This is a genomic window from Vreelandella nanhaiensis (genome assembly GCF_003990185.1).
GTDB lineage: Bacteria > Pseudomonadota > Gammaproteobacteria > Pseudomonadales > Halomonadaceae > Vreelandella > Vreelandella nanhaiensis.
In genome coordinates this window covers 20,040-39,784 of sequence record NZ_RZHF01000029.1, presented here as the reverse complement: position 1 = coordinate 39,784, position 19,745 = coordinate 20,040, and the positions used below count along the sequence as shown (strand labels likewise).

The window sequence follows — 19,745 nt, the reverse complement described above, 5'->3', positions numbered from 1 at the left end:
ACAGGCCGGGCGCCCTTGTTGGCAATAGTGGAAGACGTAATCGGCCGAGCGGGTGCTCTTAAAAGTCCCTTAACGCCTCGCGGTATTCAATAAAGGCCTCGCGGCGCTGTTCAATGCGTGCCAGCGCCTGTTGATCGTTATCCCGTTCAGCGGCATCACGCGCTAGCGAAAGCTGGCGTATGCCCTGGTCTACTCGTCCGGTAAGTTGTAGGTGCTCGGCGCGAGCCAAGTGCCCCCAGCTATTATGCCCACTCCGGCCTGCCGCCTCGGCAAGCAGGTTGAAGCCCTGAGGGTTCTCAGGGTGGCGTGACGTGATATCGTTGAGAAGCGCGTAGGCAGCGGCTGGGTCTCGCTGTAGCTGCGCTTCGGCCAGAGTCAGCTGGGCGGGTAAATAGCCGGGCATTATTCTCAGCAAACGCTGACTGCGGGTAATAGCGTCATCATAGCGCTGGGCATCCAGGGCAATGCTGGCTCCTGAGGCGGGCAGCATGCTGTAATCGGGAAGCTCGGTCGCTAGCTGGTCAATTATTTGCAAGGCGCGGTCGGTTTGGCCGTTGCGGGCAGCAATCAATGCATCCAGATAGCGTCTTGCAGGCTCCTCGACGCCTTCCTGGGAAAGCCGGGAGGCGGCTTGCTGCGGTGAGCTGCTGTAAATGCTCAGCAGCGCGCGAGCGCGCATCATGTCATAAAGTGTATCGCTGGTGCGCGCATTGGCTACGCTTAGCTGCGAGGCGCGTGCTTGGGTGTCACTCAAACGGCTATCAGACACGGGGTGAGTCAGCAGAAATTCGGGCGGCGTGCCGCCCTGCAGTCGGGCCATTCGCTGCATGGCGGCAAACATGCGTACCATCGATTGCGGGTCATACCCGGCGTCTGCCATGGCTTGTAGGCCGATGCGGTCAGCCTCTTGCTCAAAGCGCCGTGAATAGGCGAGCTGGTCCTGAATCAGCGCCGCCTGGGAGCCCATGGCGGCGGCTATGCCGGCATCGCCGCCACCGCTAGCGGCTACCAGCATACCTGCCAGCATCGCGGCCATGGCAGGTAGCTGCGTCTGTTCAGCGCGGGCACTTCCTCGTGCATAGTGGCGTTGAGAGAGGTGGCCCAGCTCGTGAGCGATAACTGACACAAACGCGCCTTCATCTTCGGCAAATGCAAACAGCCCTGAATTGATGCCAATGACGCCGCCAGGCACCGCAAAGGCGTTAAGGGAGCGATTATCCACCATTACGGTCGTGGTCTGCAGGCCGCCTAGCTGGCTATAGGGCATCAAGCGTGCCACCAGGTTTTCAAAATAGTCGCTGACAATAGGGTCTTGCCATTGAGGCGCTTGCGCACGGAACTGGCGTAGCCAGGCTCGTCCTAACCGAGACTCTTCGCTGGTAGCCGATGACGCAGCACCGCCAAGCGAGGGCAGGTGGTAGTCATTGAGCGCGTAGCTTAGCGGGCTTAATACGCTAAGGCTGCAAGCAATGACAAGCGCGCGAAGCCCGCGCGAGTAAACAGTCCGTAAGTGCGGCATGGCATCCTCATTTATAAAGTAAGGCGCAGCGATCAACCTGTGACATTGATGATGCAGTGAAGTGCCGTTAAATCAAGTAGTCATTGAGCATCGCAAAGTAAACAGTTTATGCAACAATGCGATGATCATGCAGGCATTTTTAGGAGTACGTATGTCTGAACCATCAACAGGTCTTCAACCTGACGGCGTGCTGGATGCACGTGGGTTGCCCTGCCCGTTGCCATTGCTGAAAGCCAAGCAGGCGCTCACAGGGCTTGCTGCCGGGCAGTTGCTGGAAGTGCGCGCGACCGATGCCGGATCCTGGCGAGATATGGGCTCCTTCACGGATCAAAGTGGTCATACTATGGAAGCTCGCGAGCAACGCGAAGATGAGTATGTTTTCTGGATACGCAAGGCGGGAGATATGCGTTCATGACCATGCGAACGATTTTAAAAAGCTGGGTTGAGCGTTATTTCTCCGATGAAGAAGCGCTTGTTCTACTGCTGATACTGATCGCCGGTTTTGCCGCCATTATCTTGTTTGGCCGCATGTTGGCGCCTTTTTTTACCGCGCTAGTGGTTGCCTTCCTATTGCAGGGCGTTGTGAGCGCTTTGACACGACGCGGCGTACCGCATCTGCTGGCGGTTATTATCATCTTTCTAGCATTTGTCAGCGCGCTATTAACCCTGGCGCTCATTTTGATGCCGCTTATCTGGAATCAGTTGGTTGGACTTGTTCAGGAAACACCTCGGATGTTTGCCAGCGGCCAGTTGTGGCTGGATGAGATGCAGGCGCGCTATCCCAACTTGATTACGCCGGATCAAATGCAAAGCTGGATTGGCGTGGCGAGCCGGGAGATTAGTCAGTTGGGCCAGCGCGCCCTAACGCTATCCCTGGCTTCGTTGGGTAATGTGATGTCGTTAATAATTTACCTGGTATTAGTGCCTATCCTGGTGTTCTTCATGCTTAAAGACCGTGAGGTGCTGGTAGGTTTCGCGCTTTCGTTACTGCCCCAGAAACGCGCGTTATTAACGCGGATCTGGAAAGAGATGGATCACCAGATCGCTAACTATATTCGCGGTAAATTCATCGAAATCCTGATCGTGGGCACCGTCGCGTTTTTTACCTTTACCTTCTTTGGTCTCCCCTATACGGCGTTGCTGGCTGTGTTGGTTGGGTTTTCGGTGCTGGTGCCTTTTATCGGTGCAGCGGTCGCTACCCTGCCCGTGGCAGCAGTGGCTGGTTTCTATTTCGGCTTGAGCGACCAGTTCTTTTACGTGCTGGTGGCTTACGGTGTTATTCAAGCGCTGGATGGCAACGTGCTCTCCCCAATACTCTTTTCCGAAACCAACAATATTCACCCGGTTTCCATTATCGTAGCTGTACTATTCTTTGGCGGAATCTGGGGCTTTTGGGGCGTGTTTTTTGCTATTCCATTGGCAACGCTACTCAAGGCGCTTATCTATGCGTGGCCGCGAGGTATCCACAGGCAGGAAACGGCCAATGGCATTGTCAGGGTGGATTCATAAGACCGCGTACAAGCGGCTGGGTAGCGCGGTGAGCTGTTGCGTTCTTTGGGGAGAATAGATAGGTAAGTACAGATAAATAGGTAGGCTTAGTGACCAGACGTTGCGCCCGCTCGGCTAGAAACCGGGCGGGCGTTATTGATTAGCGGTTGGCGTTGAGCGCTTGCGCCGCTGCCAGCACTTCATCAACATGGCCAGGTACTTTAACGCCACGCCATTCGTTAGCCAGTTTGCCGTCTGCATCAATCAAGAAGGTGCTGCGCTCAATCCCCAGATGCTCTTTACCGTACATTTTTTTGAGTTTGATCACATCGAAGTGTGCACAAACCGTTTCATCCTTGTCTGAAATCAGCGCAAAGTTGAAACCCTGCTTGGCCTTGAAGTTCTCCTGAGCACGCAGACCGTCCCGGGAGACACCCAGTATAACGGTATTGGCTGCGTCAAACGCGGATTTGCGGTCACGAAAGTCGCCGCCTTCGGTGGTGCATCCCGGCGTGCTGGCTTTAGGGTAAAAGTAGATAACGACCTGTTTACCGCGTAGCTCCGATAACGTTACGGTGGTATTACCTGTAGCGCTAGCAGAAAAATCAGCCACAGGTTGGCCTATTTCAAGGCTCATGGAAACTCCTTATCGTTGGCAATATATTGGGGTGATTACACGCAACCTGAGGCTGTATGTCAAAGGTGCAAAAGGCATGCGTCACAAACTCACAGCGGTTTGCGCTGTACAGGCTTGAATCGCCTGAGTACCATTTACCCTCTGTAAGCCCAAAAGGGCGATAACACTGCTGCTCTAGTCAGTAGTTCGACTCCTTGTCTCACTACCCGTGTTGGGCTTGATTTCATAATTTTTCAGGTGAGGAATAAACGGATGATCACAGGCAGCATCGTCGCCCTGGCGACGCCGATGAAAGTCAATGGCGAGATCGACTGGGAGGCGCTTCGTCGTCTGGTAAATTTCCACCTTGATAACGGGACTGACGGTATCGTGGCCGCAGGTACCACGGGCGAGCCAACGACCATGTCATTTGCCGAGCACTTTGACGTGATCAGAAGCGTGGTCGAGGAAGTTAACGGGCGAATACCGGTGATTGCCGGAACAGGTGCCAATGCCACCTCAGAAGCTGTGGAGCTTGCCCGTTATGCCAGCGAAGTAGGTGCTGATTACTGCTTGTCAGTGTGCCCGTATTACAACAAGCCGACGCAGGAAGGCTTGTACCGGCACTTCAAGGCCGTGGCAGAAGGCAGCAAGTTGCCGGTCATCATGTATAACGTACCGGGCCGTACCTGTTCTGATCTGTACAATGAAACCGTGGTACGTCTGGCCGGTGTGGACAACATTATTGGCTTGAAAGATGCTACCGGGAACCTTGAGCGCGCAGAAGATCTAATTGCTCGCTTGAAAGGCAGCGATTTCATGCTCTACTCCGGTGATGATGCAACCGCCTGCGATTTTATGCTAATGGGTGGGCATGGCGATATTTCCGTCACTGCAAACGTTGCCCCGAAGGCGATGCATGAACTGTGTGCGGCCGCTGTTGCTGGCGATGCTGATAAAGCGCATCAAATCAACACCCGCTTAATGCCGCTACATACCAATCTAGGCGTTGAGTCGAACCCCATTCCGGTAAAATGGGCGCTTAACCGCATGGGCTATATGGATGCGGGGATTCGTTTGCCGTTGACGTGGCTGTCTGAAAAATACCATGCCACTGTGAGTGAAGCGATGCAAATGGCGGGTGTGATCGAGGAGTAACGCTCTTCCATTACTCCGGCGCGATACCTTGTGCTGCCCGACGCACCCTAAGGCGTTGCCGGGCAGCTGATTTGTTGACTGTTAAGGTGGCTTGATGAACTCTGCGCTTAAATGGATACCGCTGGCACTCGTAACGGCTGTCACCCTGGCCGGGTGCGCGCGCGATGGTTATTATCACGACCGCAACCTGGATTACACGGAAGCCGCTCCGGCGCCGCCTCTGGTACTACCCGAGACCCGCAATGTTCAGCGCTACCAGGATGCCTTGCCCGTTCCTCAAGCGGCCGTTCAGGGCGCGCGGATCAAGGAGGCGGCAGAAGTACGCCCGCCTCAGTCACTGGCGATTGGCAGTGGTTTGGAATCAGAATACGTTGAACGCCGCCAGGTAGGCAACCAAAGCTGGCTAGTTGTCGCTGCCGATACAGGCGCTGTCTGGCCGCAATTGGAAGCCTTTGCCCGTAGCCGCCAGCTCGGCATACAGCAAAGCGATGTCTCGCAAGGGTTGATTGCCACCTCTCAAGCTGATCTGCGTCTGCAAAGCGCCATGCGGGCGGGTAGCAGTGAAGTGCGTTGTGAGCGCGGTGGTCAGACGGTGACGAACTGCCTGGACGCCCTTGAAGAGTATTTGGGCGCTCGCAGCGCATCGCAGAGCGTGACTTCTTCCTGGAACGCGCAGCGCCTTAACACGCAGCAAACGCTGCAGATCCGTCAGCAAGGTGATGAGTGGGAAGCTGTTATCCCCCAGCCAGTCGACCGCGTATGGGCCGAGCTGAGCCACTACCTGGCCCTGGACTTTACCCGGGAAGGCGAGCGTAACCTGCTGGCCAGTAACCCTGAGAACCATGAGTTTCTGGTTGATTACATGACGGCCACCGAGCGTGACCGCAATCCGCTACAGATTATCTTCAGTGCGGACGTACGTCAGATGTCTCAAGAAATACGCCTTGTTCTGCAGCCTGATGGTAACCAGACCATTCTGCGTGCGGTCAATGCCAGCGAGCGCAAGTTTACCCCCGATGATCAGCGTGAGCTGATCGAACGTGTGGCTGGCTATTTACGTTAACCTGTTACTTGATCCCCTTCGGAGCTCTCATGGAAAAGCGCCAAGAACTCTATGCCGGCAAGGCAAAATCTGTATATACCACCGATGATCCGGACCTTTTGGTACTGCATTTTCGTGATGACACCAGCGCGTTTGATGGCAAGAAGAAAGAAGCCCTTGCCCGTAAAGGGATGGTGAATAACATCTTCAACGCGTTCATTATGGAGCGCTTGCAAGAAGCGGGAATCCCTACGCATTTTGAAAAGCAGCTTTCGCCTACCGAAAGCCTCGTGAAAAAAATGCAGATGATCCCGGTGGAGTGCGTGGTACGCAATATTGCGGCTGGTGGTCTGGTGAAGCGTCTGGGCGTTGAAGAAGGCATTGCACTGACGCCGCCGACCTTTGAGCTGTTCTTGAAGAACGACGAAAAGGGCGATCCGATGATCAACGAATCGCTGGCGGAAACCTTTGGCTGGGCAACACCTGAGCAGTTGGCCAAAATGAAGGTACTCACCTTCAAGGTCAACCATGTGCTAAAACAGCTGTTTGCCGAAGGCGATATGCTGTTGGTGGATTACAAGCTTGAGTTTGGCGTGTTCAAGGGCGAAGTGGTGCTGGGCGATGAGTTTTCGCCGGATGGCTGCCGCCTGTGGGATGCCAATACTCGCGAGAAGCTGGATAAAGACCGCTTCCGCCAAGGACTGGGCGGCGTGATCGAAGCCTATGAAGAAGTTGGCCGCCGTTTGGGTATCACTTTCCCGGCCTAAGCTGCGCGCATTCCTCCGTGGCCACGTCGATAGCCACCACGTTCAACGTGGTGGCTTCGTCGTTTTGTAAGGCGCAAAATTTCACATCCACATCGCGTAGGCGTACGCCATAGACACGCTCACTCTCTTCACCGCGCTTATAGGCGGGGCGAGGGTCCTGGCCGAGCACCTGCGTAATGAGCGCATGCAGCGTGGCGCTGTCGGCGCGTGCGGCCAGCGTGTCCAGCGCGCTTTGGCTAAAGCTTATAGGCAGCAAGTCAGGAACTTGGGGGGCAAAGCCAGCACGGGCCTCGGGATGCGCCTCTGCCCAGGGCAGGTAGGGTTTAATGTCCACCACCGGCGTGCCGCTTACCAAATCGCAGCCTTCAAGTTTCAAGCGCACGCCGTGCCGGGTTTCAATACCGGCAAGCTTCACCAGCGACAGCCCCAGCCGATTAGGGCGGTGCGTGCTGCGGCTGGCAAATACACCTACTTTGCGATTGCCGCCAAGCCGGGGAGGGCGTACCAGAGGTGTCCAGCGCTCGGGGCTCTGGTGGAAGATAAACGACACCCAAAGGTGGCTAAAATCTTCCAGGCCGCGCACGGTTAGCGGATCGTTGTAGGGAGGTACCAGTGCAAGAACGGCATCAGCTGCTGGCGCTAACCCCGGTTGACGGGGAATGCCGAACTTGTCTGGGTAGTCGCTCTCAACATAACCAATGGTCGTTAATGTAAAGGGCGCACATTGGGGGGCGTTGCGCATCATATTGCCTTATGCTGAGATAGGTGCCCTTAGTATAAAGCAACCTAAGTATAAAGCAGACTAGGTATAGACAGGTTAAGTATAGACAGGCTAAGTGCAAAGCAGCCTGGCGCCATGCGCCAAGCAACACACATAACCTTCCTTTCGATATTAGCGTAGAGGTGATGCATGCCAACCACCGAGCAGCTTTCTGCGCCTAAAGCGCCTACCGCCCGCGTGACTTACCGTGCGGCGCTAACGCGCGACGCCTCAGACCAGGCCGAAGTGTTTTATCATGCGGTCATGCAGGGCGCGGCTAGCCACTATGAGTTGAGCCAGCGGCGTGCCTGGGCTAATGCGCTGCCCCGTGAGGCCAGCGCCTGGGCAGCACGACAAGCAATTTACACAACGCTAGTAGCCGTATGCGATGGACGTTGCGTTGGCTTCCTTGAGCTGGATATTTCTAAAGGACGTATCGAAACGCTGTATGTCTGGCCGTCGCTCACTGGTCGCGGAATAGGCACTACGCTATTGATTCATGCCGAGCGAATACTGCTGGAGCAAGGCGTCGGTCGGGTAGAGATTGAAGCAAGTCTGGTGCTGTTCGACCGACTGCTGCGCCGCGGATGGAAGAATCTGGGCGAGCAGTGGGTCGAGCGCAGCGGTGAGTCGTTGAAGCGCTACCGGCTGGAAAAGCGGCTAAGCGCCATTGAAACCTAGCCTGGGTTGAATGTTAAACGTTGAACGTCTGGGTAATGCGCATGGAAAGATCAATTGATTTAATATCTTTGGTGAGTGCGCCGCTGGAAATACAGTCAACCCCGGTATCGGCAATGGCTTTTAGCGTAGTGGCGTCCACGTTACCCGATGCTTCAAGCGTAGCTCGGCCGCCGTTTAGCTCAACGGCGACGTGCAGGTCTTCCAAGGCAAAGTTGTCCAGCATGATGATGTCGGCGCCGGCGGCAAGCGCCTGATCCAGCTCTTCAAAGGTTTCAACTTCAACCTCAACCGGTAAAGCAGGTGCAAGCGCCCGCGCTTGGGTGATGGCCGCCTGAATGCCGCCACAGGCTGCAATATGGTTTTCCTTGATTAAGAACGCGTCCCACAGACCGATACGATGATTATGGCCACCACCGCAGGTAACTGCATATTTTTGCGCCAGACGCATGCCGGGCAGCGTTTTCCGGGTATCCAGTAAACGTGCTCCGGTGCCTGCAATCAAGTCCACATAAGCACGCGTTGTGGTGGCGGTCGCCGATAGCGTTTGCAACATGTTCAGCGCAGCGCGCTCACCGGTCAGCAGGCTGCGTGCAGGGCCTTCAATTTCAAGAAAACACTGTCCAGCATCCAGCCGATCACCGTCAGCTGCCTGCCAACGGAGCGTGACGCGCTCGTTTAGTTGACGAAAAATTTCCTCAGCCCAGGCTGCGCCGCAGAGCACAGAGGCTTCGCGGGTAATAATCTTGGCCGTTGCCCACTGGTTTTCGGGGATTAGCTGAGCGGTAATATCGCCACTGCCTACGTCTTCAGCCAGCAGGCGAGCAGCGCAGAGGCGGATCTCTTCAGCAAGCGCATTCTGATCATTCATAGCAGTGAGTTCTCTGGGCATCGTCAAGTGTGACCGGCATTATAGTAAAAGAGAGAGTGAAAGTACGTGCCAACCGAAAGGAGACCTCGCGCGTGATTGATAACGGGAAGCCAGACGGATGGTATAAGCAGGCGCGAAAGGTGGCATCACCTAACTGTGACCCGCGGCCTGCGGACGAAGTGTCCTTGCTGGTGCTGCACGCAATCAGCCTACCGCCGGGCCAGTTTAGCGGCCCGGCTATTGAAGCGTTATTTACCAATCAGCTCGTCGCGGATGAGCACCCTTATTTTGCCACTATTGCGCACCTTCGCGTTTCTGCACACTTTTTGATTCGGCGCGATGGTGAATGCGTGCAATTTGTTGATACAGATCAGCGCGCCTGGCACGCGGGACGCTCAAGGTGGTGGGATAAGCAGCGAATGGAGTGGCGTCAGGCGCTCAACGATTTTTCGCTAGGCGTTGAGCTTGAAGGTGACGACACTACGCCGTTTACCAGGGCTCAGTATCATATGCTGGTGGAGGTCGTGATATGGCTAAAAAACCGCTATTCAGCGCTTAACGTTTCACGAATTACCAGCCATGCCCATGTCGCGCCGCTGCGTAAAACGGACCCTGGGCCAGCGTTTGATTGGGCTTATTTTCATCAATTATTGAGCGCAAGTGACCTTGATGCGCTTTAAAGCTGTGTGTTAAGTGATTAATCAATAAGTAAATAAAACGGTAGTTTATTTACAGTGATCGTTTTTTCAGAGAATAAGGAAGACACCCATAAATCGCTAATGTTGCGGTGCAATAGTTTGTTTTCGATAGTCTTTTCCGTAGCTCTGGAATTGGCAGCGTGACGACTTTGCGGTATCTTCCTATATACAAAAGGCTAACTTTTACGACATTTGTGTAGCTTTACTACATTCAGGTTGCTGTAGCTCATTGAATGTAGGGATAAAAATACCATTAGCGTTACCGCGCAAATGCATTTCTGCGGTGGCCACCAATCATCGCAGCCGCCCCAAGCCCAACTGGGTTGGCGGGGCTCATGTCATTTATCGTCATTCGGAGAGACCTCTATGAGTCTGGAGACAAGAGAAGATCTCGATCCGATCGAAACCACGGAGTGGCTGGAATCCCTGGAATCGGTACTGGATCGTGAGGGCGAAGATCGCGCCCGTTACCTGATGACCCGCCTGGCGGATCGCTTACGCCGTGACGGTATGAAGGTACCCTTCTCGGTGACAACCCCGCATCGCAACACGATTCCACTTCATCGTGAAGCCCCGATGCCTGGCGATCTGTTCATGGAGCGTCGTATCCGCTCTTTGATTCGCTACAACGCGATTGCCCAGGTTATTCGTAATAACCGGGCCAACCCCGGGCTTGGCGGCCACATTGCCAGTTTCATGTCATCGGCAACCCTGTACGATGTGGGCTTTAACCACTTCTTCCGCGCGCCTAAAGGTGACTTCGCCGGAGATTTGATCTACATCCAGGGGCACGTGGCGCCGGGTATTTATGCGCGTTCCTTCCTGGAAGGCCGTTTGTCTGAAGAACAGATGGACAAGTTCCGTCAAGAAGTGGATGGCGACGGTTTGTCATCTTACCCGCACCCTTGGCTGATGCCGGATTACTGGCAGTTCCCGACCGTTTCCATGGGCCTTGGCCCAATCCAGGCGATCTATCAGGCCCACGTGATGAAGTATCTGCATCATCGCGAAATGAAGGACATGTATGATCGTAAGATCTGGTGCTTCATGGGCGATGGTGAGTGTGATGAGCCGGAGTCCCTAGGCGCCATCTCCCTGGCAGGCCGTGAGAACCTGGATAACCTGATCTTCGTCATCAACTGCAACTTGCAGCGTCTGGACGGTCCGGTACGCGGTAACTCGCGCGTCATGGATGAGTTCGAAGGCGTTTTCCGTGGTGCTGGCTGGAACGTCATCAAGGTTGTCTGGGGCCGTCACTGGGATCCGCTATTCGAGAAGGATAAGAAAGGCTTCCTGCAAAAACGCATGGACGAAGCGGTCGACGGTGAGTACCAGAACTACAAGGCTAACGGTGGCTCTTATACCCGTGAGCACTTTTTTGGTAAGTATCCTGAAACCGAAGAAATGGTTAAAGACCTTTCCGATGAGGATATCTGGAAGCTCAACCGCGGTGGCCACGACCCGTTCAAGGTTTACGCTGCCTATCATGAAGCCGTCAATTCCTCTAACGGTAAGCCGACGGTTATCCTGGCGCATACCGTGAAAGGTTACGGTATGGGCAGCGGCGATGGCGAAGCAGCCAACGAAGCGCACCAGGTGAAAAGCATGGAGTACGAAGCGCTGAAGAAATTCCGCGACCGCTTCGGTATTCCGCTTACTGATGAGCAGCTCAAGGAAGTGCCTTACTACAAGCCGGAAGACGATTCTCCCGAGCTCAAGTACATGCATCTTCAGCGCGAGCGCCTGAACGGCTACCTGCCCAGCCGTAAAAGTGATTTCGAAGCGCTGGAAATTCCCTCGCTTGAAGATAAGACCTTTGCCACGCAAATGGCGGGCTCTAAAGGCCGTGAAATATCCACTACCATGTCGTTTGTGCGGATACTCAATGGCTTGGTAAAAGATAAAAAGCTTGGCAAGCAGGTCGTGCCGATTATTCCTGATGAAGCACGTACTTTCGGTATGGAGGGTATGTTCCGTCAGCTGGGCATTTATACCGCCGAAGGCCAGAAGTATGAGCCGATGGATAAAGGCCAGATCATGTACTACCGCGAGGACCAGAAAGGCCAGGTCCTTGAAGAAGGTATTACTGAAGCGGGCGCGATGTCAGCGTGGATTGCGGCGGCAACGTCCTACAGCAATAACCACCTTACGCTGCTGCCGTTTTATATCTACTACTCGATGTTCGGCTTCCAGCGTATCGGTGATCTGGCCTGGGCCGCAGGTGACCTGCAGGCGCGTGGCTTCATGGTGGGCGGTACCGCTGGGCGTACCACGCTTAATGGTGAAGGCTTGCAGCACCAAGATGGCCACAGCCTAATCCAAGCGTCCACCATTCCCAACTGCCGTAGCTATGACCCCACCTACGGTCACGAAGTCGCCGTCATCGTTCAGGATGGTTTGAAGCGCATGTTCGCTGATAAAGAGAACTGCTTCTACTACCTGACTGTCATGAACGAGAATTATGAGCATCCGGAGCTTGAGAATGTACCGGTTGACGATATCGTCAAGGGTATGTACCTGCTGCGCGAAACGAAGGGCGATAAAGGCCGCGTTCAGCTGATGGGCTCTGGCACCATTCTGCGTGAAGTAGAAGCCGCGGCTGAGCTTCTTGAAAAAGACTGGGGTATTGGTGCTGACATCTGGAGCGTAACCAGCTTTAACGAGCTGCGCCGTGAAGCGCTGCTGCTCGAGCGTGAGTCCTTCTTGAACCCGGACGCCGAGGCCAGCAAACCGCACGTCACGAAATGTCTGGAAGGTCGCGACGGCCCGGTGATTGCCTCGACTGACTACATGAAGCTCTATGCGGATCAGGTACGTGCCTGGGTGCCAAGCGACTATACTGTTCTGGGTACTGATGGCTATGGCCGTTCGGACACGCGTAAGAAGCTGCGTTACTTCTTCGAGGTAGATCGTTACTTCGTCACCGTCGCCGCTCTGCGTGCGCTGGCTGAGCGTGGTGAGATTGAACGTAAGCAGGTTGGCGAAGCCATGAACAAATATGGCATTGACGCTAACAAGCCGAATCCGCTGACCAGCTAAACCGCTGCCCGGCAGGTTAAGTACCTGCCGGCTCGATCCGATTTGAAAGGAGCGCGACCTTGAGTAGCGAAATCATCAAAGTGCCCGACATCGGCGGAAGCGAAGGTGTCGAAATCATCGAGATCGCGGTGTCGGAAGGCGACGTCATTGCAGCGGAAGACACCCTGATCACGCTGGAATCTGATAAAGCCAGCATGGACATTCCTGCCCCGAAAGGCGGTAAGGTCATTAAAGTGTTGGTAAAAGAAGGCGATACCGTTTCTGAAGGTGACGATATCGTTGAGCTGGAAGTTGAAGGTGGTGGCGATGCCGGTGAAGACGAGCAACAAGCGTCTGAACCCAAGCAGGAAGAAGCCCCCGCGGTCGAAGAGAAGCCCAAGACTGCGCAAAAGAGTGCCAAGAAATCCAGCGGTGGCAAGCAGACCGTTGATATCAAGGTGCCTGACCTCGGCGGCTCGGATAACGTAGAAATCATCGAAGTCGCAGTAAGCGAAGGCGATACCGTCGATGCTGAAGATACGTTGATCACCCTGGAGTCAGATAAGGCTTCCATGGATGTGCCGAGCCCACACGCTGGCAAGATCGTATCCTTTACGGTCAAAGAAGGCGATACGGTTTCCGAAGGCGACGTCATCGGCCAGATGGAAATTGCCGGCGAAGAGGGTGAAGGCGACAGCGAAGCTGCTGACGCGCCGCCACGTACCGAAGATCCAAAAGTATCTGACGACCTTGAAGCGGCCGTAGACACCGCCAATGAAGAAGGTAACAGTACTGGAGAAACTGAGAGCTCTGAATCTGAAAGTGCTGAACCAGAACGCAAGGAAATTCGCGTTCCGGATATCTCGGGCTCTACAGACGTACCGATTATTGAAATTGGCGTCGCGGTAGGTGATGAGATCAACGAAGAAGATCCGTTGATCACGCTTGAGTCCGACAAGGCCTCCATGGACGTGCCCAGCCCCTATAAAGGCAAGCTCGTTGAGCTAAGCGTTAAAGAGGGTGATACCGTTTCTGAAGGCGATGTAATCGGCTACATCGAAGTGGCTGGCGCGAAGAAAGCCGCCTCCAAGCCAGCGCCGAAGAAAGAGGCTTCTCAAAAAGCTTCTGAGAAAACGGCGGACAAGAGCGCTGCCAAGCAGGATAAATCAACGGCGACCGGCGGCATGCCAAGCCCAGAAGCACAAATGGCGGCCCACAAGCCACGTGACGGCAAACTGGTACACGCAGGCCCTGCGGTACGTATGCTGGCCCGCGAGCTTGGTGTTGACCTTGGTTTGGTAAAACCGAGCGGCCCTAAGGAGCGCGTGCTTAAAGAGGACGTGCAGGCCTATGTGAAACAGGTCATTGCCAATCAGGGTAAAGCGCAAGCCACCGGTGGTGCAGCAACGGCCAGCAGTGGTGCTGGTATACCGCCGATTCCGGAAGTTGACTTCAGCCAGTTTGGTGAAGTGGAAGAAAAGCCGATGGGCCGCCTGCTCAAGATGGGCGCGACCAATCTGCATCGTAGCTGGCTTAACGTGCCGCACGTTACCCAGTTTGACGAGGCGGATATCACCGAGCTTGAAAACTTCCGTAAGTCGATGAAGGCAGAAGCAGAAGCTCAGGGTGCCAAACTGACCCCGCTTCCCTTCCTGGTGAAGGCCTGTGCCTTTGCACTGCGTAAGTTCCCGCAGTTCAATGTCAGCCTGAAGGGCGATGGCGAAACCCTGGTATGGAAAAATTATGTTCATATCGGTATCGCCGTTGATACACCGGATGGTCTGATGGTGCCGGTACTGCGTAACGCCGACAAGAAATCCTTGATCGAGATTGCCAAGGAAATGGCGGAGCTGGGCAAGAAGGCACAAACCAAGAAGCTCAAGCGTGAAGAAATGACCGGTGGCTGTTTCACTATTTCGAGTCTGGGCTCGATTGGTGGCACGGCGTTCACACCGATCGTCAATGCGCCGGAAGTGGCTATTTTGGGTGTTTCCAAAGCTCAGATGAAGCCTGTCTGGGATGGCAGTGCCTTCCAGCCGCGTCTGATGATGCCGCTGTCGCTCTCTTATGATCACCGAGCGATCAACGGTGCCGATGCGGCACGCTTTACTGCCTTCCTGGCTGATGTACTGACCGATATCCGCCGCTTGCTGCTGTAATGATGAGTCAGCAGTAATCAGTTAGTAGCAAGTGATACGGTCTATCGCGCGGCGCCCATTATGGGCGCCGCGTGCGTTTAGAGAATAAAAATAGTAGCCATGGTGCAAGGTTTACGTCATTTAGCTGTTTTATTTAAAAAAAATTCAGAAAAACATGTTTCTCAGGCTTTTGGGGAGTTGTGCCGCCTGAGTGGCCCGGTTATTGTCAGTTAATTCATTGTGTCGCATTTTTTTTCATTCAAGGAGCAGTGCCATGCGTTTAATCCTGTTGGGTGCCCCCGGCGCGGGGAAGGGGACTCAGGCTCAATATATTTGTGAGCAGTTCAAAATTCCCCAGATTTCCACCGGGGATATGCTGCGCGCGGCGATTAAAGACGGCACCGAGCTGGGGCTTAAAGTTAAAGAGATTATGAATAGCGGCGGCCTGGTGTCCGACGAGATCATTATCGATTTGGTGAAAGAGCGCATTAGCCAACCTGACTGTGAAAACGGGTTCCTGTTTGACGGTTTCCCACGCACCATTCCTCAGGCGGATGCCATGAAGGAAGGCGGCGTGAAGATTGACCATGTGCTTGAAATCGCCGTGCCGGATGAAGAGATCGTGAACCGTCTGGCAGGGCGTCGCGTTCACCCAGCCTCTGGTCGCGTATACCACGTTGATCACAACCCGCCGAAAGAGCCGGGTAAAGATGATGTGACCGGTGAGCAGCTGATTCAACGTGAGGATGACCAGGAGTCAACCGTGCGTAATCGCCTGGCGGTCTATCATGATCAAACGGCGCCTCTGGTGAATTACTACCAGCAGTGGGCAAACAATGACCCCGCCGCCGCGCCGCAATACCACCGCGTTGAAGGCGTAGGCAGCGTTAATGAAATTACCCGTCAGGTTAAGGAAGCGCTTAGCTAAGATACCTTGATGTAGTGCAAACCGATGGCCCGCCTTTAGCGGGCCATCGTCGTATCGGTACGCTAAAGGTATAATGGCTGGATACTTATCATGAGTGCTGAATTGCTATGTCGTTACATCTTCTTGCGCTAGACGCCTCATCCAGCGCCTGCTCTGTTGCGCTGCTACGTCAGGATGGTGGCACTAGTGAATGCCTGGCACGTCATGAGGTGACGCCGCGCGCCCATACCCGGCGGCTGATGCCCATGGTGGATGAACTGCTGGCTGATGCGCAGATTACACCTGCTACACTCGATGCCATCGCGTTTGGGCAGGGCCCTGGGTCGTTCACCGGCCTGCGTATTGCGGCAGGTGCGGCGCAGGGGCTGGCATTTGGTCTCGATTGTCCGCTACTGGGTATTTCAACGCTCAAGGCGCTGGCCCTTCAGGCTCATCGACGCTTTCATTTTCGCCATATCGTCACTGCGCTTGATGCGCGCATGGGGGAGATATATGGGGCTACCTGGCACTGCCTGAGCGACAGTGTAAGTCTTAAGCGTGCTGAAGCCGTACTGGCCCCCGAAGCGTTCCATCTACCGGAAGATGAAATCGATTGGGTGGGCGTAGGCTCGGGTTTTACCCTATGGGAGCGTTTTGCGCCCACTGTGCAGGTACGCATGTCTCAGCATCTGGATAATCTTGAGCCGCGTGCTGAAGAGATGGCCTGGCTTGCTGCGGACGATTTCGCCGCTGGGTTGGGTCTGGCCGCCCATCAGGCGCAGCCGGTTTACTTACGCAATGACGTGGCTTGGAAAAAGCCGGTATGAGCTTGTCTCATACGGTTGAGTTACCTTCAGGATTGGCACTTGTCATGCAAGATGGCCAGTTGGTACTGGCCGGGGATGAAAAACGCTACGGTAAGCCGTTAAGTGTTGATTTTGCTGTAGGCAAGGCGGCGCATCGTCGTCAGTTTGGCGGCGGGCGTGGCCAATTGGTGGCTAAGGCGTGCGGGCTGGCTAAAGGCGTTACGCCATGTATCGTGGATGCAACCGCCGGGCTTGGCCGGGATGCCTTTGTACTGGCAGGCCTAGGCGCTCGGGTGCTGCTAATCGAGCGTGTCGAGGCCATTGCCGCTCTGCTTGACGATGGCTTAAGACGTGGGGCAAAAGAAGCCGAAATCGCCGGTATCATCGCCCGAATGACGTTACGCCATGGCGATTCGGCCCAGTCGCTGGAAGCACTGATCGCAGAGGCAGCGTTTGATCCTCAGGTCATTCACCTGGATCCGATGTTCCCGCATCGGGAAAAATCGGCGTTGGTTAAAAAAGAGATGCGCCTGTTTCGTGAACTGGCCGGCGATGACGATGATGCGCCACGGCTGCTGGAAGCTGCCCTGGACATCGCCACGCACCGGGTAGTGGTAAAGCGCCCGCGCAAGGCTCCTCCTGTCGCAGGACCAGCGCCTCAGCATGTGCTGGAAGGCAAAACCAGCCGCTATGATCTTTATGTCAAACAGTCGTTGCATCGTTAGGTCGAAATACATCGCTGAAGAATGATTCATGCAACAAGGAGCAGGACTATGAGGTATCAGCCTCTGACATGGCACAAGGGAAACCGGTTTACCCTGCTGCCCGAGGCGTCACGCTTCCTGCCCGCTATGCTCGAAGCCATCAATCATGCCAGCCACTATGTGCTGGTAGAGCTTTACCTGATGGAGTCGGGGAAGCTTGCTGACCAGTTTATTGAGGCGCTTGATAAAGCCGCCCGGCGCGGGGTAGGCGTCTATGTGCTGCTTGATGGCTTCGGGTCCATGGGGCTTGCAAGGAAAGATCGAGAGCGGCTTTTGAAGGCCGGCGTCGCGCTGCGTTTTTTTAATCCGTTAGGGCTGCACTCACTGGCGCGTAACCTGAGTCGCGATCATCGCAAGATTCTGGTGATTGATGGAGAGATTGCCTTTACCGGTGGTTTTGGCGCAGTCGATGAGTTTCTGGAAGCCTGGTATGAGATTGCGGTACGTATCGAAGGCCCAGTAGTTGCCGACTGGGAAACGCTCTTTCGCCGTCTATGGCGCTCGCGGCTGGCGCGGGCAGACGATAAGCGCGGCCCTGAGCCGCTTCCCAAACAGCGCAAGGCGATGGTGTTCGCGGATGGGGCGACAGGGCGGGCAATGCATGGCAGGGGATATCGGTATCAGGCGATTCGCCACTCGCTTTACCAGCAGGTGGGTAGCGTTCAACAGCGCCTATGGTTATGCACGCCTTACTTTGTGCCTACGTTCACCCTGCGGCGCCGTTTGATCCGTGCTGCCAGGCGTGGTGTGGATGTACGGCTGCTGCTTCCCGGCTCCAAGCATGATCACCCCAGCGTGCGCTATGCCGGGCAACGTTTCTATCAGTCAATGCTCAAAGCAGGCGTACGTATCTATGAGTTCCAGCCCACCTTTATTCACGCCAAGTTCGTGCTGGCGGATGACTGGGTGAGCATTGGCTCGTGCAATTTCGATCACTGGAATCTTCACTGGAACCTGGAAGCCAATCAGGAAGCGATGGATGAACGCTTGGCCTGCGATGTACAGGCGATGTTTGAGCGCAATTTTTCGGCCAGCAAGGAAGTGCTGGCCGAAGAGTGGGCCGAACGCCCTTGGACACAGCGTATTTTTGAATGGGTATTTGGTACGCTGGACTCGGTGATTACCCGGCTTAAGTAAAAAAACCACGTAAGACAGCTAGTCACCTAGCGGCGCTTGCGACCCTTGGCAGGCGTTTTCTTGCGCGGTTTGGGCTTGGGCGTTTCCGGCGGAACGCGGTAGTGCAAATATAGGTCCAGCACCAGCTCAGGAAGCTGTGCAACCAGCCCTTCCTGACGCTCGGTGTCGCTGGCCATCTCGGCCATGTCGGGCTCATCATCAAATAGCCCTGAAAGTAGCATGAAAGGTAACAGCAGCGTTGCAGCGGCTTCTTCATCGTCCTGGAACCAGGCGCTTTCGTCACTGAACACGCCCTCCATAAAGCCCGCGCACCAATCGCCAATTGGCGTTTCTTCAGCGGGCAAGCCATCAAGGGTCAGCTCAAAGGGCAGCTCGGGTAGGCCGCCTTGTTCTAATACCGCCATCGCGTTATCGCGCAGTAACGTCAGCAGAGTGACGATCTCGTCGCGCTCGCTGTCATCTTTATAGCGTGGCTCGCCTTGAAACAGCTCGGTAAGCCACTGGGCAGGCGGCACCTCGCTGGGGGCTACCGCCAACGCCACCAGAAAGCCGTGGGCGGAGATCAGGTCTAGCGCATCCTCGTCCACCTGGTCGGAGTCGAGGAAATCATCCAGCCGATCAAGCTGCTCGTCGGTAAGCAGCGGCTGTGGTGGGGCGGTCTCGGGCGCTGCGTCGTGGGGGCGTTCTGCCATGGCAAGCCTCATGAATTTAGTAGTTTAATAGGTAACAATGTTCAGGCATTCATTAATGACCAGTTTATCACTAATAGGGGGATCACCAATGGGCGTATCGCCGCTGCCCTCCTGGCCAGTTAATGAGCTGGCTGCACTTTCGGTAGAGGCGCTGCAAAAAGCAGCATTAAGTCGGGTCGAGCAGGCGTGGCAGCGCTGCCTGGAAGTTTATCCACAGCTGCCGTGCCCTCGTGTGTGGTTTGATCTGAAAGGGGCCTCGGCTGGCCAGGCTCATCTCGGACGGGGCGGGTTGCGCTTTAACCCTATTTTGCTGAATGATAACCGCACCGCTTTTTTCGATGAGGTTATTCCCCATGAAATGGCTCACTGGCTAGTCTTTCACCTCCAAGGTGGGCAGCGCTTGAAACCCCATGGACACGAATGGCAGTCTGTCATGCGCAACCTGTTTGGGGTAGCTCCCCTTGTGACCCACCGCTTTGATATTCAAAAAGCCCAGCCAGCGCCTTATAGCTATCGGTGTAGCTGTCGTACCCACCAGCTAACGGGCAGACGCCATGCCCTGGTCGTGAAGGGGCGCCGCTATCGCTGCCGCCATTGTCAGCAGACGTTGGTCTATACTGCCTGAAGAGAATCGTAAACTAACTCTAGGTTGCTGTTTTTAAATTAAAAATTCTTAATACCAATGT

19 protein-coding genes are annotated in these 19,745 nt (G+C 55.0%); 14 read left to right on the top strand and 5 right to left on the bottom strand.

Translation table 11 applies throughout. From position 1 onward, the window contains the following. Positions 1–58: 58 nt before the first annotated feature. The gene (locus tag ELY38_RS18205; RefSeq protein ID WP_127063581.1) at positions 59–1,519 is read right to left on the bottom strand and encodes a M48 family metalloprotease; all 1,461 of its coding nucleotides are present in this window, start codon (positions 1,517–1,519) and stop codon (positions 59–61) included. A 151-nt stretch (positions 1,520–1,670) separates the two neighbouring features. Here ELY38_RS18205 and ELY38_RS18200 point away from each other — a divergent pair, with 151 nt between their 5' ends. Both ELY38_RS18200 and ELY38_RS18195 read left to right on the top strand, forming a co-directional pair. Then, positions 1,671–1,934 carry a sulfurtransferase TusA family protein gene (locus ELY38_RS18200; protein ID WP_127063580.1) on the top strand — a complete coding sequence of 88 codons (264 nt, stop codon included), beginning with the start codon at positions 1,671–1,673 and terminating at the stop codon, positions 1,932–1,934. Further along, positions 1,931–3,028: an AI-2E family transporter gene (locus ELY38_RS18195; RefSeq protein WP_127063579.1), complete on the top strand. Its 1,098-nt coding sequence runs from the start codon at positions 1,931–1,933 to the stop codon at positions 3,026–3,028. The genes ELY38_RS18200 and ELY38_RS18195 overlap by 4 nt, the downstream gene beginning before the upstream one ends. Positions 3,029–3,167: 139 nt before the next feature. On the opposite strand, the gene ELY38_RS18190 is transcribed toward ELY38_RS18195, so the two are convergent. Beyond that, positions 3,168–3,644 carry a peroxiredoxin gene (locus tag ELY38_RS18190; RefSeq protein ID WP_127063578.1) on the bottom strand — a complete coding sequence of 159 codons (477 nt, stop codon included), beginning with the start codon at positions 3,642–3,644 and terminating at the stop codon, positions 3,168–3,170. A gap of 252 nt (positions 3,645–3,896) precedes the next feature. Here ELY38_RS18190 and dapA point away from each other — a divergent pair, with 252 nt between their 5' ends. The 3 genes from dapA to purC all read left to right on the top strand — a co-directional run bounded on the left by dapA (position 3,897) and on the right by purC (position 6,590). Continuing rightward, on the top strand, positions 3,897–4,781 hold the full coding sequence (gene dapA, locus ELY38_RS18185) for a 4-hydroxy-tetrahydrodipicolinate synthase (protein ID WP_127063577.1): 885 nt from the start codon (positions 3,897–3,899) through the stop codon (positions 4,779–4,781). A gap of 94 nt (positions 4,782–4,875) precedes the next feature. Beyond that, entirely contained in the window at positions 4,876–5,844 is a 969-nt protein-coding gene (locus ELY38_RS18180; protein ID WP_127063576.1) for an outer membrane protein assembly factor BamC, read from the top strand. 29 nt (positions 5,845–5,873) lie between these two features. After that, a complete protein-coding gene (purC, locus tag ELY38_RS18175; RefSeq protein ID WP_127063575.1) occupies positions 5,874–6,590 on the top strand; it encodes a phosphoribosylaminoimidazolesuccinocarboxamide synthase in 717 nt (238 codons plus the stop codon). On the opposite strand, the gene tsaA is transcribed toward purC, so the two are convergent. After that, positions 6,574–7,332: a tRNA (N6-threonylcarbamoyladenosine(37)-N6)-methyltransferase TrmO gene (tsaA, locus tag ELY38_RS18170; RefSeq protein WP_127063574.1), complete on the bottom strand. Its 759-nt coding sequence runs from the start codon at positions 7,330–7,332 to the stop codon at positions 6,574–6,576. The two genes, purC and tsaA, sit on opposite strands and share 17 nt — an antisense overlap. A 168-nt stretch (positions 7,333–7,500) precedes the next feature. Here tsaA and ELY38_RS18165 point away from each other — a divergent pair, with 168 nt between their 5' ends. Continuing rightward, on the top strand, positions 7,501–8,031 hold the full coding sequence (locus ELY38_RS18165; RefSeq protein ID WP_127063573.1) for a GNAT family N-acetyltransferase: 531 nt from the start codon (positions 7,501–7,503) through the stop codon (positions 8,029–8,031). A gap of 13 nt (positions 8,032–8,044) precedes the next feature. Here the strand turns inward: ELY38_RS18165 and nadC are convergent, their stop codons facing one another. Then, positions 8,045–8,899: a carboxylating nicotinate-nucleotide diphosphorylase gene (gene nadC / locus ELY38_RS18160; RefSeq protein ID WP_127063572.1), complete on the bottom strand. Its 855-nt coding sequence runs from the start codon at positions 8,897–8,899 to the stop codon at positions 8,045–8,047. A 92-nt stretch (positions 8,900–8,991) separates the two neighbouring features. Between nadC and ampD the strand changes: the two genes are divergently transcribed. The 7 genes from ampD (at position 8,992) to ELY38_RS18125 (ending at position 18,367) form a co-directional block, all read left to right on the top strand. Beyond that, complete coding sequence (gene ampD / locus ELY38_RS18155) at positions 8,992–9,579, top strand: 1,6-anhydro-N-acetylmuramyl-L-alanine amidase AmpD (protein ID WP_422822350.1); 588 nt, start codon at positions 8,992–8,994, stop codon at positions 9,577–9,579. 384 nt (positions 9,580–9,963) lie between these two features. Then, the gene (gene aceE, locus ELY38_RS18150) at positions 9,964–12,636 is read left to right on the top strand and encodes a pyruvate dehydrogenase (acetyl-transferring), homodimeric type (RefSeq protein ID WP_127063571.1); all 2,673 of its coding nucleotides are present in this window, start codon (positions 9,964–9,966) and stop codon (positions 12,634–12,636) included. 59 nt (positions 12,637–12,695) lie between these two features. Beyond that, on the top strand, positions 12,696–14,774 hold the full coding sequence (gene aceF / locus ELY38_RS18145; RefSeq protein ID WP_127063570.1) for a pyruvate dehydrogenase complex dihydrolipoyllysine-residue acetyltransferase: 2,079 nt from the start codon (positions 12,696–12,698) through the stop codon (positions 14,772–14,774). Between the two features lie 253 nt (positions 14,775–15,027). Beyond that, positions 15,028–15,681: an adenylate kinase gene (gene adk / locus ELY38_RS18140; protein WP_127063569.1), complete on the top strand. Its 654-nt coding sequence runs from the start codon at positions 15,028–15,030 to the stop codon at positions 15,679–15,681. 107 nt (positions 15,682–15,788) lie between these two features. After that, complete coding sequence (gene tsaB / locus ELY38_RS18135; protein ID WP_127063568.1) at positions 15,789–16,487, top strand: tRNA (adenosine(37)-N6)-threonylcarbamoyltransferase complex dimerization subunit type 1 TsaB; 699 nt, start codon at positions 15,789–15,791, stop codon at positions 16,485–16,487. Next, positions 16,484–17,191 carry a class I SAM-dependent methyltransferase gene (locus tag ELY38_RS18130; RefSeq protein WP_127063567.1) on the top strand — a complete coding sequence of 236 codons (708 nt, stop codon included), beginning with the start codon at positions 16,484–16,486 and terminating at the stop codon, positions 17,189–17,191. The genes tsaB and ELY38_RS18130 overlap by 4 nt, the downstream gene beginning before the upstream one ends. Positions 17,192–17,239: 48 nt before the next feature. After that, the gene (locus tag ELY38_RS18125) at positions 17,240–18,367 is read left to right on the top strand and encodes a phospholipase D-like domain-containing protein (protein ID WP_127063566.1); all 1,128 of its coding nucleotides are present in this window, start codon (positions 17,240–17,242) and stop codon (positions 18,365–18,367) included. 26 nt (positions 18,368–18,393) lie between these two features. On the opposite strand, the gene ELY38_RS18120 is transcribed toward ELY38_RS18125, so the two are convergent. Continuing rightward, positions 18,394–19,059, bottom strand: a complete 666-nt coding sequence (locus ELY38_RS18120; RefSeq protein WP_127063565.1) for a YecA/YgfB family protein — start codon at positions 19,057–19,059, stop codon at positions 18,394–18,396. 88 nt (positions 19,060–19,147) lie between these two features. Here ELY38_RS18120 and ELY38_RS18115 point away from each other — a divergent pair, with 88 nt between their 5' ends. Next, positions 19,148–19,684, top strand: coding sequence for a SprT family zinc-dependent metalloprotease (locus tag ELY38_RS18115; protein WP_246009189.1), 537 nt, complete (start codon positions 19,148–19,150; stop codon positions 19,682–19,684). Positions 19,685–19,745 lie beyond the last annotated feature (61 nt).

What these genes read in the sequence shown, in the direction of transcription:
- ELY38_RS18130 (WP_127063567.1), top strand. Translation starts at nt 16,484, where the DNA reads ATGAGCTTGTCTCATACGGTTGAGTTACCTTCAGGATTGGCACTTGTC.
- ELY38_RS18120 (WP_127063565.1), bottom strand. Translation starts at nt 19,059, where the DNA reads ATGGCAGAACGCCCCCACGACGCAGCGCCCGAGACCGCCCCACCACAG.
- ELY38_RS18165 (WP_127063573.1), top strand. Translation starts at nt 7,501, where the DNA reads ATGCCAACCACCGAGCAGCTTTCTGCGCCTAAAGCGCCTACCGCCCGC.
- nadC (WP_127063572.1), bottom strand. Translation starts at nt 8,899, where the DNA reads ATGAATGATCAGAATGCGCTTGCTGAAGAGATCCGCCTCTGCGCTGCT.
- purC (WP_127063575.1), top strand. Translation starts at nt 5,874, where the DNA reads ATGGAAAAGCGCCAAGAACTCTATGCCGGCAAGGCAAAATCTGTATAT.
- dapA (WP_127063577.1), top strand. Translation starts at nt 3,897, where the DNA reads ATGATCACAGGCAGCATCGTCGCCCTGGCGACGCCGATGAAAGTCAAT.
- ELY38_RS18195 (WP_127063579.1), top strand. Translation starts at nt 1,931, where the DNA reads ATGACCATGCGAACGATTTTAAAAAGCTGGGTTGAGCGTTATTTCTCC.
- ELY38_RS18125 (WP_127063566.1), top strand. Translation starts at nt 17,240, where the DNA reads ATGAGGTATCAGCCTCTGACATGGCACAAGGGAAACCGGTTTACCCTG.
- ELY38_RS18205 (WP_127063581.1), bottom strand. Translation starts at nt 1,519, where the DNA reads ATGCCGCACTTACGGACTGTTTACTCGCGCGGGCTTCGCGCGCTTGTC.
- ELY38_RS18190 (WP_127063578.1), bottom strand. Translation starts at nt 3,644, where the DNA reads ATGAGCCTTGAAATAGGCCAACCTGTGGCTGATTTTTCTGCTAGCGCT.
- aceE (WP_127063571.1), top strand. Translation starts at nt 9,964, where the DNA reads ATGAGTCTGGAGACAAGAGAAGATCTCGATCCGATCGAAACCACGGAG.
- tsaB (WP_127063568.1), top strand. Translation starts at nt 15,789, where the DNA reads ATGTCGTTACATCTTCTTGCGCTAGACGCCTCATCCAGCGCCTGCTCT.
- ELY38_RS18115 (WP_246009189.1), top strand. Translation starts at nt 19,148, where the DNA reads ATGGGCGTATCGCCGCTGCCCTCCTGGCCAGTTAATGAGCTGGCTGCA.
- tsaA (WP_127063574.1), bottom strand. Translation starts at nt 7,332, where the DNA reads ATGCGCAACGCCCCCCAATGTGCGCCCTTTACATTAACGACCATTGGT.
- ELY38_RS18200 (WP_127063580.1), top strand. Translation starts at nt 1,671, where the DNA reads ATGTCTGAACCATCAACAGGTCTTCAACCTGACGGCGTGCTGGATGCA.
- adk (WP_127063569.1), top strand. Translation starts at nt 15,028, where the DNA reads ATGCGTTTAATCCTGTTGGGTGCCCCCGGCGCGGGGAAGGGGACTCAG.
- ELY38_RS18180 (WP_127063576.1), top strand. Translation starts at nt 4,876, where the DNA reads ATGAACTCTGCGCTTAAATGGATACCGCTGGCACTCGTAACGGCTGTC.